Below are 13403 nucleotides of genomic sequence, written 5' to 3' on the forward strand. Positions count from 1 at the left end.
TGGCAAGCACCCGGGCAATAGCCGCGAGAACACAGTTCTCGGGGCCGAGGGCCGCGCGCAGTTTTCGCTACTCGACGGCGTCCCGCCCCTGCCGGTAGCGACCGTAGAAGCCGAGATAGGGCACTTCCATCCTGCCGTTACTGTCGTTGCAAATGACATTGGCCAGGTCGCTTTGGACCACCTGGCCAGAGAGAGGGCCGGATCTCATCAGCTGGATCACATCCCGCAACTGTCCCTCGTCGTCGAATAAATACGTGTAGCGAGCGTCGTGAAAGATAAAACCGTTGTGGCTCTGAATGGCTGTCGCGATATCGATCTCCGGCAGGGCTCCGAGCAGCGCGTCATACGCGACGTAGGGCTGTTGACGTTTGTCATCGACCGGCGGAGGGGTCGTATCACCGAACTCGTCTCGAGTTCGGTCGTCCGCTTCCGCGGTGAGACCGCGATCGAGAATCCCGCACAACACTCCGTACTCGTAGGGCCCAGCGGTGGCGGCACGGTGATCCAGTTCAGCGAATACCCACTCTCTGGCAATGGCTCCGGCGACAGCGAAGGTCGCGTCCACGAGCTGCTGGGCGGCGTCCCTGTCGCTGCCGACCACAGCGAAGACGTTGACCGCGTCGCGTCCGATGGGGTCGCTCCCGTCAGGTGCCGGGAATCCCGCCGCGGCGATACCCGGCAAGCGGACTCCTGCCATATTGGGGATATATGGCGTCAGGGCGGCGCTGATCTGTTGTACCGCCTTCGGGTTCACCTGTCCGACCGATGCGGTTCGGGGACCGTCGAGATTGAGCAGGTCGGCTACGTGATCACCCAGGTATCGAGCCAGCCCGGCTGCGGATTCGCCGGCGCGAGCTGCGACTGCCGGATCGGATGCCTTCGCGTCCGTTCCGATCCACGAGAACAGCGCGCCCATCGCGGCCCCGTGGTCATCCCAATGTCGATGCAGCAAATTGCCGAGTACCTGATCTGCGGTCACACCGTCGCGGGGCGCATGGCCGGTGAGCAAGCCGTGAACCGCCGTCTTGTCGGCACTGCCGGCCGCGACGGCATGACCGACCAGATCGTCCGCGGCCGATTGTGCGGCGCTCGGCTCGGTACCGCACGCAACCAGCCCGGCCACGATCGCGGCGCACAGAAAGCCCCCGACCAGACGCTTCACTTGATCGAATTCCGTCCCTTGTCGACATCGTTCTGAAGTTGCAAGAATTTATCGCTGAACGCACCGTTGTTGTAGCTGTTGATGATATTGGTGAGATTCGAATCGATCACCTGCTCGGGCATGTGATCGTCCTCGACCAGGGTTTGGTAGCTTTTCAGCTGTCCGCGAGAATCGAACATATCGGTATACCGGGGATCGTGCGCGATATACCCGTCTCTGGCCTGCAAGGTGTCGGCTACCGAGTAGGAGATTTGAGCCGGCTGGAAGTGTGAGTCGATTCGAGGCTGCGCGGGATCCGGTGCCGAATACAGGCCGATCAGAGCATTCTTCCCCCAGGGATTACTCACGTCGATTATTGGTGCCGCTATATCTCCGACCACCGGAACATATTTGATTCCGGTGGTGAGAACGGACTTGATCGAGTCGTAGGCGGCACCCTTGTTCGCGAAGTGGTGAGCGGCGTCCAGTGCGGCCGCCTTATTGGCATCGCCGGTGCGATCGGACGCTTCCATCGTCAGCCCCTGGTCGACCAGAGCTTGGATCCTGCCGGATGTGGTCGCCAGTGAGCCTTGCGGATTGCCCGGGTTGTCGAGCGCGCTTTCCACCCACCTGGACTGGAGTTCCGACGCCGCGACGAGCGCCTTCGCATTGAACTGTGTCGCCGCATCCTTGTCGGTATCCATCAGTGCGAAAATCTTCTGCGCGCCCGGTCGTCGGTCGTCATGGATGCCATCGGGTGGCGTAAACCCGGTGTGCGCGACGTCGGGCGGCAGGTTTCCGGCCATATCGGGCACATAGGGAGCCAGCGCGGACGACAGCGCCTGCACCGCCTCGGGATTGACCTGACCGAACGCTTCGGTATGCGAGCCGTGCACATTCATCAATGTGTCATAGTTCTTCACCAGGCTGCCGGACAGGCCGCCGGCAATTTCACCGGCGCGCGTTCGGACGGCGGGGTCGGAAGAATGCGAATCGTCCTCCACCCACCGATACATGTTCCCCAAAGCGTCGCCACCGTCTGCCCATTTGTGCGTCAACAGCGTCGTTGTCAATTTACCCGCGTCGTACGGATGCCACGACTGCCCCGGCGTGTCCTTACCGAACAACTCGTCGCTGCCTTTACCGGTGAGCAATGCGTGGTCGGCATCGTGATTACGAGCGGCCACGTCCAGGAGATTCTGCGCACTGTGCTCCGTGTGGCGCAACGCCTCACCGTCCTGAAGCTTCGTACCTTCGTACCCGGTGTATCCATCGTGATCGATGATCCACGCTTGGTGGGCCGCCTGACGCCCCAGTTCCACACCGAATTTCTCGCCGGGTTGGTATTCCTTGTTCGCATCCCAGAGGAAGTCGGCGAATTTGTCCAAGTCCCCGGTGTACTCTTTGATCGCGCTCTGGCGGTCGACATTGTGACCACCGAAGAATCCCGATCGGTAATCGTCGGGAATATCTCTGGTGTTCGCATCGGGTGCCCCGCTGATATTCGGCCGGGTGCCGATTATCTCGCGAACCTCGGAGTTGAGTTTCCGGTACCCGCCGCGGTCGGTGACCGTCCCCTTCGAATCACGGCTCACGAGGTGCTCGTTGGACAGTGTCATCATCCCGTTGGCCAGGCTCTGTCGCAGTTCGAGGGATTGGGGCGAGCCGTCGCGCTTCAAAGTCTCCGAGAGCGAGATCAGGCCGTCCCGGCCCGCCTCGTCGTAGAGGTTCGACAGGTAGCTCATGGTGGAGGCCGGGACCGTGACGTCCTTCCCCTCTCGCAGGGCCGTCAGTTGTTCCGGGGTGAGCCCGGTCTGGCGCAGATGATCGAGAATCCGCTGCTTCTCATCGTCGGAGAGTTTCCCGTCTGCGATGGTCTCACCGTCGGCCTTCCCCTGCTCCGCGGTCAGTTGCTTGCTCGGATCCAACTTTCCCGGCGCTTCGGCCGCGACGGCGGTGACACCGCCGCTGTGTTCGAATGCCTTCCGGATGTGATCTGCCGCCGCGTCGACGATCGTCCCCAGGTCGTTCAGCGCCGTCTTGATCGGCTGCTCGAACGTGTCCTTGCCGTACTTGGTCAGCGCGGCAACTGCATTCCTCCTGTCCTCCGCCTGATCCAAGGAAGCTGTCGCGGCCACGATGGCATCTTGGCCGGCGGAGACCGTACCGTCCTCGGCAACATCGTATTTCGCCTGAGTGGCAGCGGTAATCGCCCCGGTGGCGCGATTCTTGGCCGCCCAGATCGCATCGCGATCGCCTCTCAGTGTTGTGAGAGCCGCAGTGAGGTCACCGGTGAACGAGCGTCCGGCGGTGACCGCTTGCGCCGCGGTGTCACGTGCCCGATCTCCGGTCTTACCGGTCCAGTAGTCGACAGACTGACGGTAGTCGTTGCCCGTCTTGTCCAAGGCCGTTTCGACCGTGTCGTGCACGGTCTGCCACTCTGTGATGAGCGAATCCAGTGCGCTCGGATTACATTGCTCCGCTTGAGTTTTCGTCGCGGACACAGCCGCCCCCCTTTGTCTTCATCCGGTCAGCGGCCCGCGTCGGCGCGATCGAACTCGCGTGCTCGGGCCTCATCGATGTGCAGGAACTTGGCCGATACCGTCACCGTGTTGTCGCCGATGACATCCAGCGCTGTGCTCAAGTCCCGCAACGCTTGCGACGCCGCCGTGCCGGCTGTCGTGCACGCCTCGCCGATGGTGAAGCCCGGGAACCCGTTCGTCACCGTGGTCGCGGCCTCTCCGTGCTTGACGTCCTTGATTTCTCCGGCGCGGGCCTTCACGTTGCGGGCCAGGATGGCGGCGTCGGCGCCGTTGATCTTCAGAGTCTCGCTCAATGGATCACCCACGAAGCGTCATCGTACGGGCATCGAAGCGGCGAGTTCAAAGCCTGAGTAAAGATTCACGTTACGCTTGCCCGGTACGAGGGAGGAGTTCGATATGGGGTTGACCGATCAGGATCCGATCCACGAAAGCACCCGCCGACTTGCGGAAGCGTTGACGACAGCGCGGTCATCTGCCCGATCACTGGATGGGTATCTGGTGGTGGAAGCTTGCGCCGACGGAGAGATCGCGATCCGAATCGATGATCGCGCGTTGACCTACGGTGGCGCGGCCGTGGGTGCCGAGCTCACCCGACTGGCTGCCGAGGCCCTCGCGGCCGCACGCGTCCAGGTACGTGATGCCGTGCAGGTCTTCAGCGCCGATCCTCAGGTCGCCGAGGCGGTCGCGGCGACCGGCGACGCGTTGGGCCGACCACTCGGCGCGGCCGCCGGGTCCGGATTGCCTGACCGGCCCCGCAATTCGCCCCCGAATCGGCCCGAGGACCGACCGGCGGCCCAGCGCCAGTCGGCATTGTGGCAGGACCATCGGCAGGAGCGGTCGAATACCCCTCCGCGGCAGCATGCTTCGCCGAATACGTCACCGCCGTACAACCTCTACGACGTGCCCGATGACGATGAAGACGCTTACTATCAGCGAAAATCCTGGTTGGAGTAACCGTTGCGGCACCCGCCGCGCCGGCTGGCTGCGCAGATCGAGCGGTACGCCTCACCGCTTCCGGCGCGCGATACCGACCATCGAACCCAGCGCCGCACCCACGCCGAACAAGGCCAGGCCCGTGCTCGCCGTCATGCCCGCGTGCATCCGCGGCTCGATCACCGCCGGTGCCGGCGCCGGGATCTCTGCCTCCACCTCGTTCTCCCGCGCGGTGGCGGCCCAGGCGGTGGCGAACAGGATGATGCGGGCGGTGATGTAGGCGAAGACCATGAGGCCGATGATCGAGCCGAAGGCGACGCCCGCGGGGCTGGTGAGCACCTTCTGCAGGTAGAAGGAGGCCACCTGCTTCCAGATCTCGAAGGCGATCGCGGCGATGAACGCCGCGCGCACGGCGCTGGTGAAGGTCACCGGCTGGCGGGGCAGCCGGGCGATGATCCAGACGAAGACCGCCCAGGACGCGAGCACCGCGAGGACCAGCGTGAGCAATCGCAACAGCCACGAGACGCCGGGCGCCTTGTCGAGCCCGACACTTTCCAGCAGTTGCAGCGCCAGCCCACTCGACGACAACGCCGACAGGCCCAGCGACACCACCATCGCGACGCCGAGCCCGGCCAGTGCCATCAGGTCCGACAGTTTGGTCTTGAACCAATTGCCCTCGTGTGCGGGCTGTTCCCACTGTTCGGTCAGGGCGGCGCGCAGGTTGGCCATCCAGCCCAATCCGCTGTAGGCGGCGATGAACAGACCGATGAGGCCGACACTGGTCCGGGACTTGATCGCCTGGTCGATCAGATCGTTGACCTGGCCGCCGAACGACCCCGGAATGTTCTCGACGATCTTGTCGCGCAACTCCTCGAGCAGGTGCGGATCGCGGGCGAGGACGAACCCGGCGACGGCGAAGGCGACCATCAGCAGCGGAAACAGCGAGAGCACCGTGAAATACGTGATGCCGGCCGCGAAATAGTCGCCGCGCTGGCGCTGGTAGCTGCCGCCGGCGCGAACGGCGTGGTCCAGCCACGGCCGCGCTCGCACCTCACGTTGGATCCGCGCCTTGAGCTTGTCGAGCACCTGTCCTCCCGAACCTGTTCAACCGCAACACACGGCCTCGCGCGGCGCAGATCAGCGGTGCAGGAAACCCACTCGGTCGTACACCTGCGCGAGGGTCTTACCGGCGATCTCGCGCGCCTGCTCGGCACCGGTGGCGAGAATGCGATCGAGTTCGCCCTGATCGTCCAGATACTCTTGCACTTTCGCCTGCAGCGGTGTCACGAATTCCACCAGGGCGTCGGCCACATCGGCTTTGAGCTCGCCATATCCCTTGCCCTCGAAGCCTTTTTCGAGTGTGACGATGGGCGTGTCGGTGAGCGAGGACAGGATCACCAGCAGGTTGCTGACGCCCGGTTTGGTCTCCGGGTCGTAGCGAATCTCCCGTTCGGTGTCGGTGACGGCCGAGCGGATCTTCTTCGCCGACACCTTGGGATCGTCGAGCAGATTGATCAGGCCCGCGTCGCTGGCGGCGGACTTGCTCATCTTCGAGGTCGGATCCTGCAGGTCGTAGATCTTCGCCGTACCGGTGACGATATGCGGTTCGGGGACCACGAAGGTCTTCTTGAAGCGAGTGTTGAAGCGCTGCGCCAGGTTTCGGGTCAACTCCAGGTGCTGGCGCTGATCCTCACCGACCGGGACCAGCTGCGCGCGGTACAGCAGGATGTCGGCCGCCATCAGGATCGGGTAGGTGAACAGGCCGACGGTCGCGTTGTCGGAACCCTGTTTGGCCGCCTTGTCCTTGAACTGAGTCATCCGGCTGGCCTCGCCGAAGCCGGTGATGCAGCTCAGCACCCAGGTGAGTTCGGCATGCTCGGGCACATGACTCTGCACGAACAGGGTGGACCGCTTGGGGTCGATACCTACCGCGAGCAGCTGCGCGACACTGCGCAGCGTACGGCTGCGCAGCTGTTTGGGGTCCTGCGACACCGTGATGGCGTGCATGTCCGGAATGAAGTAGAGCGCCTCGTAGTCGTCCTGTAACGGCACCCAATACTGCAGCGCACCAAGGTAGTTGCCGAGGTGGAAGGAGTCGCTGGTCGGCTGGACGCCGGAGAGGACCCGCTGCTTGCGTTCGCTGGGGGCAGGACTGGACATGAACCGATCTTCCCATGCACGCCCAAGCGGTTTTTCCCGAGGGAGCGGGGGACGTGCGGGGCGGCGCCGCTCAGACCGCGTGCCGTTCGGCGTAGTTGCGCGGATCCACCCCCGGCATGCTGGACCTACCGCTCGCGACCAGGTCCTTTTCCCGCCGGGTGATCAGGCGATAGACCGGTGCGCTCGGTCCGGACAGGGTGTCGCGCAGTACCGGCGGCGCGAGCGGCGGCCGCACGTGGGCGGTGCGCACGGCCTGCGCGAGCCCCCGGTACGCGAGCTCAACGCGGCGGCCCCACTGGATGCCGTACATCCGCCGGATCCGCGGCGGTAGCGAGCCCTGGACCAGCAGATGCGCGCCACTGCTGGCCTGCTGCAACGGCCGCGGCAGCGGATGCGGCACCTGCGCGCCCGCCAGATACGAGCCGACCAGCCGCGCCTCCTCGGTCAGGTACAGCTCGTCCGAGGCGAGGTAGGCATCGAAGACCCGCCGGAAGGCCGGATAGTCGGCGGGAGCGGCCGAACGCGGCATTCCGAACAACTCACCCCAGCGCACGTAGTCCTGGTACAGGTCCTCCCGCTCACCCGAAGTCAGCTTGCGCACCAGCACGTCGTGCATGACCTCGGCGGAGTCGGCGGTGAATGCCATGGTCATGAACATCAGGTGCGGGTCCAGTGCGGAGTAGTGCGAACCCGCCGGATGATGCGGGCCCGCATTCTCGGGCAGCACACCTTCGACGGGGACATGCCGCTTTCGGGTGAACGACAGCGCCCGGTCGGCCTCGTCCTTGTCGCCGAGGAACACCGCCTCGAACAGCCGGCCGGTGAGTGCAAGCCGCGTGTAGGGGGTGGCGCGGTGGGCTGTGTTCTCGGCGGTGCCGACGAACAGCAGCGGATGGACCGCGCCGATCACCAGCGCTCGCAGGCCGTAGGTCAGTCCCACCGCGCGTTTGCGCATCACCCGGCGGATCATCGAATCGTCGGAGAAATATCCCGGACCAGGCATCGTCGCCCTCCTCGCATGGAATCTGGCAATAGCATCCACCAGAAACCCTCGTTCTGGCAAGAGACCATGCCAGAATCGCGTCCGTGCCACAATCGGACCGTGACGGCACAGCGGACCTATGGCGGTATCTCGGCCGCCGAACGGCGCGCGGGCCGGCGTGCCGCGCTGCTCGACGCGGCACTCGAGATCATCGGCACCCAGGGCGTGGACAAGCTGACGGTTGCCGGGCTGTGCGCGCAGGCCGGATTGAACGAGCGGTACTACTACGAACAGTTCACCGGCCGCGATGCCGTTCTCACCGCACTGTTCGACGGCATCGCCGAGGAACTCGCGCACGCCATCGTGCAGGCCCTGCAGCAGGCAGGGGGCTCAGCGGCCGAGGCGAGCGACCACTCTCCCGACGCGTCCACCCGGCGCACACAGCGCGACACACGCACGATGGCGCACGCCGCCGTCGCGGCCGGTATCCACGTGCTGACCGACGATCCGCGCAAGGCCCAGGTCGCGCTGGCGGTGAGCGCCTCCACCCCGGAGCTGCGCTCACGCACCCTGCAGTCCATCGCCTCGTTCGCGAATCTCGTTGCCGTGCAGGGCATCGACTTCTACGGAATGAGCTCGCCGACCCCGGACCCGGCCATCGGATTCCGCGCGACCTATCTGGTGGGCGGACTCGTCCAGACGCTGACGAGTTGGTTGCAGGGCGACATCGACATGTCCCGCGAACAGCTCATCGACGAAACCACGGATGTGTTCGTCCTGCTCGGCGAGGACCTGGCCGGCCGCCTGCGCTGAACCGGACGCGAGCGACGCCGGCCAGGCGCGTCATCCCGCGCCGGCGAGGGTCAGCTCGACCGCGGACAACGACGGCGACGGGCGCTGCAGCACCACGCGGAAGACGGTTCCGCGGGTGGCCCAGGCGCTCGCGGCCGCCGTCATGGCCTCGTCGAACCATTCCAGATCTTCGCGCTGATCCGCGAGCAACTGGCCCGAATCCCGGATCACGATCACGTATCCCGATGCCTCGCCGACGAATTCGTCCAGATCGCGCAGACATTCGTCGAAGGCGTCGCGATTGTCGCCGAAGTAGTAGGGAAACTGCAGGGCTGCGGCGAATTCGTCGAAAACGCCCTCGGTGGTGCGCATCTTCGCGCCCCGGACCTCGCGGGCGATATACCCGTCCGGGACCTGGAATCGTACCCCGCTGAACGGTCCGGCGCCGACGTCGAGGGCGCCGAGGACCGGCCCCGTCGCCGCCCGGTGGGCGCGGCCGTTCTGCCGCGCCGCGGCCGCATCGGAGCCGGCATTCGGGGCCAGGAACCGCGACAACGACATGGTTTCGGCCATCAGCGCATCCTCGTGAAGGTCTGGTAGTGGTCGCCGGTGTAATAGGCCGATCCGTCGCTGCCGGTCACGATGCGTTCGGCGTCGCGGGTCTGGCCGCGTTGCTTCGGGTTGACGTCCCATTCCTGATAGGTGATCGCCTTACCGCTCGAGTCGGTCTTCGGCAGGGTTCCGGCGCGGTTCATCCACTGATCGCCGCCCTTGGTGCCCGGCGCGTTCGCCGAATCGGGCCAGCGTCCGGCGTCGATTTCGACGAGGGTGGCGTAGGCGCGGTCGGGCACGCCCGGCGCCCGGGTCGCCGACGCGGCGGGTGTGGCGCCGTTGCCGGGCGCGGGCTTGGCGGATGCGGTGGTGGACTGCGCGGCCTTGGTGGAGTGCACGGTCGCCGCCGCCGAACTCGCGGTGTCGTGCGTGGTGGAACCACCGCGCAGGCCCAGGACCCCGGCCACGATCGCCGCGATCACCAGCCCACCCAGAACCATCAGGATGCGAATTCTCTTGTCGGACATGTTCATCGGTGCCTGTTCATCGGTGCTGCCGGACGTGCGGAGGTCCCGTCCACGCTGACGGGGAGAACGACGAGTCGACTCGCCGCCCCGTCGGCCGGATGGTAGCGCGGCCCTCGTTCACGCGAGACAAACCTACGGGACCACCTGGTGTCGTGTCCGGAAAGGTTGATGTGGCATCGCGGGGACGAGTTGTCATCGCCGCAGCTAGCGGCAGTGGATACCCCGGAATAGTGAGGTGTCCCAGCGGGTCCCACCACCCCGCACACAGCTGGGTACCGTCCAGGAACCCACCCGTCGGGCCGTAGGAATCTCGGGCTACACCCGGTCGCAACGGACCCTCGAACACATGCTCGCTGTACTTCTTCTCGGCCTTCGCAGCGTTGCCACCCGGAGGCACGATCAAGTAGTACGCCTGAAGGTTCCCGCTGTGGCCTTGCGCCACGGCCAGCGTCGTAACCACTTTGTAGACAGTCAGCCCTTCCCCCGACACGTACAGCGTCACCGGGCCGTCCTGCCGTTCAGCGTCGGCATGAGCGGGGCCGGCGCCGACCGTGAGCGCCGGAATTATGCCGATGAGCGCCGCAACGAGAGCGAGACTCCATCGCGTATTCATCTATCCATGTAGGTTCCCGGCTCGCTCCGTTGGCCGAGCATTTCTGCCCTCACTGCTTTCGGGGCCAGAAGAGCACGGCCAAGAACGCCACCAACGGCACCGCGAACGCTACGAACAGCCCCATCAGGCGCCCTCCGCATCGATGTCCGCCGAACCGAGCCGTTCGGCCTCGCCTGGACCGAACGCCCGAGCGCTGTTGCACGACTGCCGGTACTCCAGATACACGCCGACACCCGGTTGGTCTCCGGGGTACGCCTGCACCTCCAACACTCCACCCGGAAAGGTGTAAAGCCTTGTGCGCCGGGCTGGTCGGTCTCCGTGTCCACTCATCTCGGCCCCTATATGCGGTGGTGTCTCCAGGGCGGACCGTTCGTCCGCTTGGTCAAGCACCCAGCACCGGAGAAGTCGGTTTCGATCCGGTGCCGGGGCTCGGTCGGAACGGTACGAACGCACTGTCAGGCGGGTCCATGAGTTTGATAAAACTTGCTCATATTTAGCGACCAGCTATCTAGCCGAGACGACTTGAGGGATCATGGAAATTGGTACGGAAAGTCCGTGCATACGAGCAGATACGGAGCTGGACTATGCTCTTGCGTTTCCTTGGTAAGGGTGGTTCGGGAACCAACGATTGCCCGACCCTCTATGCCACTGACCAGGCCAGTTACGCGATTGTCGGTTGGGTTACCGACCGGCCGGAGACGGTGGAGATTCCTCACCTGCTGCTCGGCTTTCTGGAACCCGACACCTTCGTCGGTACTTCCTTGACCGACACCGGCCGAGGCACGTTCCTCGTGTCGGGTCACCCGATCACCGACCGTGAGACGCTGGACCAGATGATGATCGAGACCGACGAGACGGCTATCGAAGTCCCGAAGGCAGAAAGGACGTTCTACGGTGCAACTGCTTCACGGCGATCCGTGGCCTGATCTGTTCGGGCAGTGCCAGCGAGAAGCGTTTCACCTCGAGGTCAGGGACACCTATGCGGTACCCAACGAATCGGAACCGCTGCGGCGGTTCCTGAACGGTGAGCCGGACGACAACGCCTGGTTCGAATCGTGGGGGCAGCTCGTCCGTGAGACGACCGGCAGGGGTGTGCGCGTGACCCGCGTCCGCGTCGTCACCGTTCCGCACGTAGATTACCAACGGTGGTCGCTCACGTTTGCTGCGCTGAATACCGAAGCGGGTGAAGATATTCGGTACTTGCCCCGGCATCTCGCAGGAGCGGTGCCCGCAGATGACTTCTGGCTGCTGGATGACGAACGGGTGGTGTTCAACCTCGTCGACGAGAACGGCCGTGCGGCCGGGGCTTCGGCTCTAACCACCGACCCGTGGATTGTCGACCGATGCCGACAGGTGAAAACGCGCCTGTGGCAGCTCGCTACGCCGTACACCGAGTATGCGGTAGACCTTCGAAGGTGAGCAACGGCGTGCATGAGGCCCGGCAGGCGCTCGGGCAGCGGCTTCGTGAGATTCGGCGCAGATCGGGAATCTCGGGCCGTGAGCTTGCGCGCCTGTCCGGCTGGCACGAAACGAAGGTCTCCAAGCTCGAGTACGGCAGAGTCACGCCGTCCGACGCCGACATTCGCGCCTACTGCGCTCACACGGGCGCAGGTGATCAACTCGAAGACCTGCTGGCGACGGTCCACAACCTAGATGCCGCGTATATGGAGTACCGGCGTCAGCACGCGGCGGGGCTAAAGCGGGGACAGCAGAAGTCGGCCAGGCTCGCTGAGCGCTCGAAGCTGATGAGGATCTATCAGCCGGTCGTTGTTCCCGGCATTCTTCAGACTGCCGAGTACGCCGAAGCCATCCTGAGGCATTCAGTCGCTTTCTATCGCCTTCCTGACGACGTGGACGAGGCGGTCTCCACGCGGCTGGAACGTCAGCAGTACCTGTACAGAGGTGAACGGCGCTTTCACATCCTCATCGCTGAGCAAACTTTATATACCTCGGTTGGCACCGACGCCGTAATGGTTGGGCAGCTGGACAGGCTGATGGCGGTGATCGGCCTCTCCCGGGTTCGGCTCGGAATCGTTCCGGCGCAAGCAGGCCCGCCGATGCAGACAACGAACTTCGTCATGTTCGACTCACATATGGTCACGGTAGAAGGCATCACGGCGGAGCTGACGATTACGCAACCGCGAGAAATCGCGATCTACGCCCGCGCGTTCGATGTGCTGGCCGCTCAGTCCGCAACCGGTGAAGCCGCACGAGATTTAATCCGCAAGGCGCTCGACGCCCGTACGCCTTAATCGTGCCCTGAGCCGCGGAGTCGTTCGCTGTACAGACGATCCCCCAGGCCGAATCGGGACGAACTCCCTCCGATGCGGACACGACATCAGCACCGCAGTTGATCAGGTTCAGCGATACTGCACGGTGACCGGAGCGTGGTCAGACCAGCGCAGCGCGTATTCCGGGGCGCGTTCCACCACGGCCTGCTTCGCGCGGCCGGCGATCGCACCGCGCGCGAGGTGGTAGTCGATCCTCCACCCGGCATCATTGTCGTAGGCGCGCCCGCGATAGGACCACCAGCTGTAGGGGCCGGGCACGCCCGGGTGGAGTTGGCGGACCACGTCGACATAGCCGGCGGCCAGCATCTCGTCGATCCAGGCCCGCTCGCCGGGCAGGAAGCCGGAGTTCTTGACGTTGCCCTTCCAGTTCTTGATGTCGAGTTCGGTGTGCGCGACGTTCCAGTCGCCGCAGATCACGAAGTCGCGGGTCTGCGCCTTCATATGCGCGCCCAGTTCGCCGAGGAAACGATATTTCTCGTCCTGCATGGGAGTGTCGGCCTCGCCGGTGTGCACATACACGCTCGCGACGGTGACGTCGTCGAAATCGGCTTCCACGTAGCGGCCGACGCCGTCGAATTCGGTGCTGCCGAAGCCGATTCGCACGCGTGTGGGCTCGCGGCGCGACAGAATCCCCACCCCGGCGCGGCCCTTGGCGCCCGGCTCGGCGTGGGCGAGGAACCACCCGGCGTCGAGGACCGAGGCCAGCGCCCTGCGGGTCTGCTCATCGGTTGCCCGGGTCTCCTGCAGGCAAATGATGTCGGCCTCGGTCACTGCGAGCCATTCGAGCATCCCCTTCCCGGTCTTGCCGGTAGCTGCGCGTATGCCATTGACGTTGACGGAACTGATGATGCTGGCCACGTATCGACCGT

14 protein-coding genes are annotated in these 13403 nt (G+C 64.8%); 5 read left to right on the forward strand and 9 right to left on the reverse strand.

Annotated elements, in window-relative coordinates:
- Positions 1–67: 67 nt before the first annotated feature.
- Genes NMI01S_RS00865 through NMI01S_RS00875 form a run of 3 tightly spaced genes read right to left on the reverse strand, consistent with a single transcriptional unit; the run spans position 68 to position 3989 of the window.
- Complete coding sequence (locus NMI01S_RS00865) at positions 68–1162, reverse strand: TPR repeat domain-containing protein (protein ID WP_062994139.1); 1095 nt, start codon at positions 1160–1162, stop codon at positions 68–70.
- Complete coding sequence (locus tag NMI01S_RS00870; RefSeq protein ID WP_062994140.1) at positions 1159–3645, reverse strand: TPR repeat domain-containing protein; 2487 nt, start codon at positions 3643–3645, stop codon at positions 1159–1161. Before NMI01S_RS00870 ends, NMI01S_RS00865 begins: the two co-directional genes overlap by 4 nt.
- A gap of 26 nt (positions 3646–3671) precedes the next feature.
- A complete protein-coding gene (locus NMI01S_RS00875; protein ID WP_062994141.1) occupies positions 3672–3989 on the reverse strand; it encodes a hypothetical protein in 318 nt (105 codons plus the stop codon).
- Positions 3990–4080: 91 nt separating this feature from the next.
- Between NMI01S_RS00875 and NMI01S_RS00880 the strand changes: the two genes are divergently transcribed.
- Complete coding sequence (locus tag NMI01S_RS00880; protein ID WP_062994142.1) at positions 4081–4638, forward strand: hypothetical protein; 558 nt, start codon at positions 4081–4083, stop codon at positions 4636–4638.
- A gap of 51 nt (positions 4639–4689) precedes the next feature.
- Here NMI01S_RS00880 and yhjD read toward each other — a convergent pair whose 3' ends face one another.
- The 3 genes from yhjD to NMI01S_RS00895 all read right to left on the reverse strand — a co-directional run bounded on the left by yhjD (position 4690) and on the right by NMI01S_RS00895 (position 7780).
- The gene (gene yhjD / locus NMI01S_RS00885; RefSeq protein WP_062994143.1) at positions 4690–5703 is read right to left on the reverse strand and encodes an inner membrane protein YhjD; all 1014 of its coding nucleotides are present in this window, start codon (positions 5701–5703) and stop codon (positions 4690–4692) included.
- Between the two features lie 51 nt (positions 5704–5754).
- Positions 5755–6777, reverse strand: coding sequence for a tryptophan--tRNA ligase (gene trpS, locus NMI01S_RS00890; RefSeq protein WP_062994144.1), 1023 nt, complete (start codon positions 6775–6777; stop codon positions 5755–5757).
- A gap of 70 nt (positions 6778–6847) precedes the next feature.
- Entirely contained in the window at positions 6848–7780 is a 933-nt protein-coding gene (locus tag NMI01S_RS00895; protein ID WP_062994145.1) for an oxygenase MpaB family protein, read from the reverse strand.
- 99 nt (positions 7781–7879) lie between these two features.
- Between NMI01S_RS00895 and NMI01S_RS00900 the strand changes: the two genes are divergently transcribed.
- Positions 7880–8572, forward strand: coding sequence for a TetR/AcrR family transcriptional regulator (locus NMI01S_RS00900; protein WP_245716646.1), 693 nt, complete (start codon positions 7880–7882; stop codon positions 8570–8572).
- A 30-nt stretch (positions 8573–8602) separates the two neighbouring features.
- Here the strand turns inward: NMI01S_RS00900 and NMI01S_RS00905 are convergent, their stop codons facing one another.
- Both NMI01S_RS00905 and NMI01S_RS00910 read right to left on the reverse strand, forming a co-directional pair.
- Positions 8603–9124, reverse strand: coding sequence for a barstar family protein (locus NMI01S_RS00905; protein ID WP_062994146.1), 522 nt, complete (start codon positions 9122–9124; stop codon positions 8603–8605).
- A complete protein-coding gene (locus tag NMI01S_RS00910; protein ID WP_369689893.1) occupies positions 9124–9630 on the reverse strand; it encodes a guanyl-specific ribonuclease in 507 nt (168 codons plus the stop codon). The genes NMI01S_RS00905 and NMI01S_RS00910 overlap by 1 nt, the downstream gene beginning before the upstream one ends.
- Positions 9631–10827: 1197 nt before the next feature.
- Here NMI01S_RS00910 and NMI01S_RS00915 point away from each other — a divergent pair.
- The 3 genes from NMI01S_RS00915 to NMI01S_RS00925 are packed head-to-tail and all read left to right on the forward strand — an operon-like array spanning position 10828 to position 12495.
- Entirely contained in the window at positions 10828–11169 is a 342-nt protein-coding gene (locus tag NMI01S_RS00915; RefSeq protein WP_062994148.1) for a hypothetical protein, read from the forward strand.
- Complete coding sequence (locus NMI01S_RS00920; protein ID WP_062994149.1) at positions 11138–11662, forward strand: DUF6879 family protein; 525 nt, start codon at positions 11138–11140, stop codon at positions 11660–11662. Before NMI01S_RS00915 ends, NMI01S_RS00920 begins: the two co-directional genes overlap by 32 nt.
- Positions 11659–12495 (forward strand): helix-turn-helix domain-containing protein, encoded by an 837-nt coding sequence (locus NMI01S_RS00925; RefSeq protein ID WP_062994150.1) that lies wholly within the window; start codon positions 11659–11661, stop codon positions 12493–12495. Before NMI01S_RS00920 ends, NMI01S_RS00925 begins: the two co-directional genes overlap by 4 nt.
- A 108-nt stretch (positions 12496–12603) precedes the next feature.
- Here the strand turns inward: NMI01S_RS00925 and NMI01S_RS00930 are convergent, their stop codons facing one another.
- The gene (locus tag NMI01S_RS00930) at positions 12604–13392 is read right to left on the reverse strand and encodes an exodeoxyribonuclease III (protein WP_084512108.1); all 789 of its coding nucleotides are present in this window, start codon (positions 13390–13392) and stop codon (positions 12604–12606) included.
- Positions 13393–13403 lie beyond the last annotated feature (11 nt).

It is taken from the genome of Nocardia mikamii NBRC 108933 (assembly GCF_001613505.1).
Taxonomy (GTDB): domain Bacteria; phylum Actinomycetota; class Actinomycetes; order Mycobacteriales; family Mycobacteriaceae; genus Nocardia; species Nocardia mikamii.

What these genes read in the sequence shown, in the direction of transcription:
- trpS (WP_062994144.1), bottom strand. Translation starts at nt 6,777, where the DNA reads ATGTCCAGTCCTGCCCCCAGCGAACGCAAGCAGCGGGTCCTCTCCGGC.
- NMI01S_RS00905 (WP_062994146.1), bottom strand. Translation starts at nt 9,124, where the DNA reads ATGGCCGAAACCATGTCGTTGTCGCGGTTCCTGGCCCCGAATGCCGGC.
- NMI01S_RS00910 (WP_369689893.1), bottom strand. Translation starts at nt 9,630, where the DNA reads ATGTCCGACAAGAGAATTCGCATCCTGATGGTTCTGGGTGGGCTGGTG.
- NMI01S_RS00880 (WP_062994142.1), top strand. Translation starts at nt 4,081, where the DNA reads ATGGGGTTGACCGATCAGGATCCGATCCACGAAAGCACCCGCCGACTT.
- NMI01S_RS00915 (WP_062994148.1), top strand. Translation starts at nt 10,828, where the DNA reads ATGCTCTTGCGTTTCCTTGGTAAGGGTGGTTCGGGAACCAACGATTGC.
- NMI01S_RS00895 (WP_062994145.1), bottom strand. Translation starts at nt 7,780, where the DNA reads ATGCCTGGTCCGGGATATTTCTCCGACGATTCGATGATCCGCCGGGTG.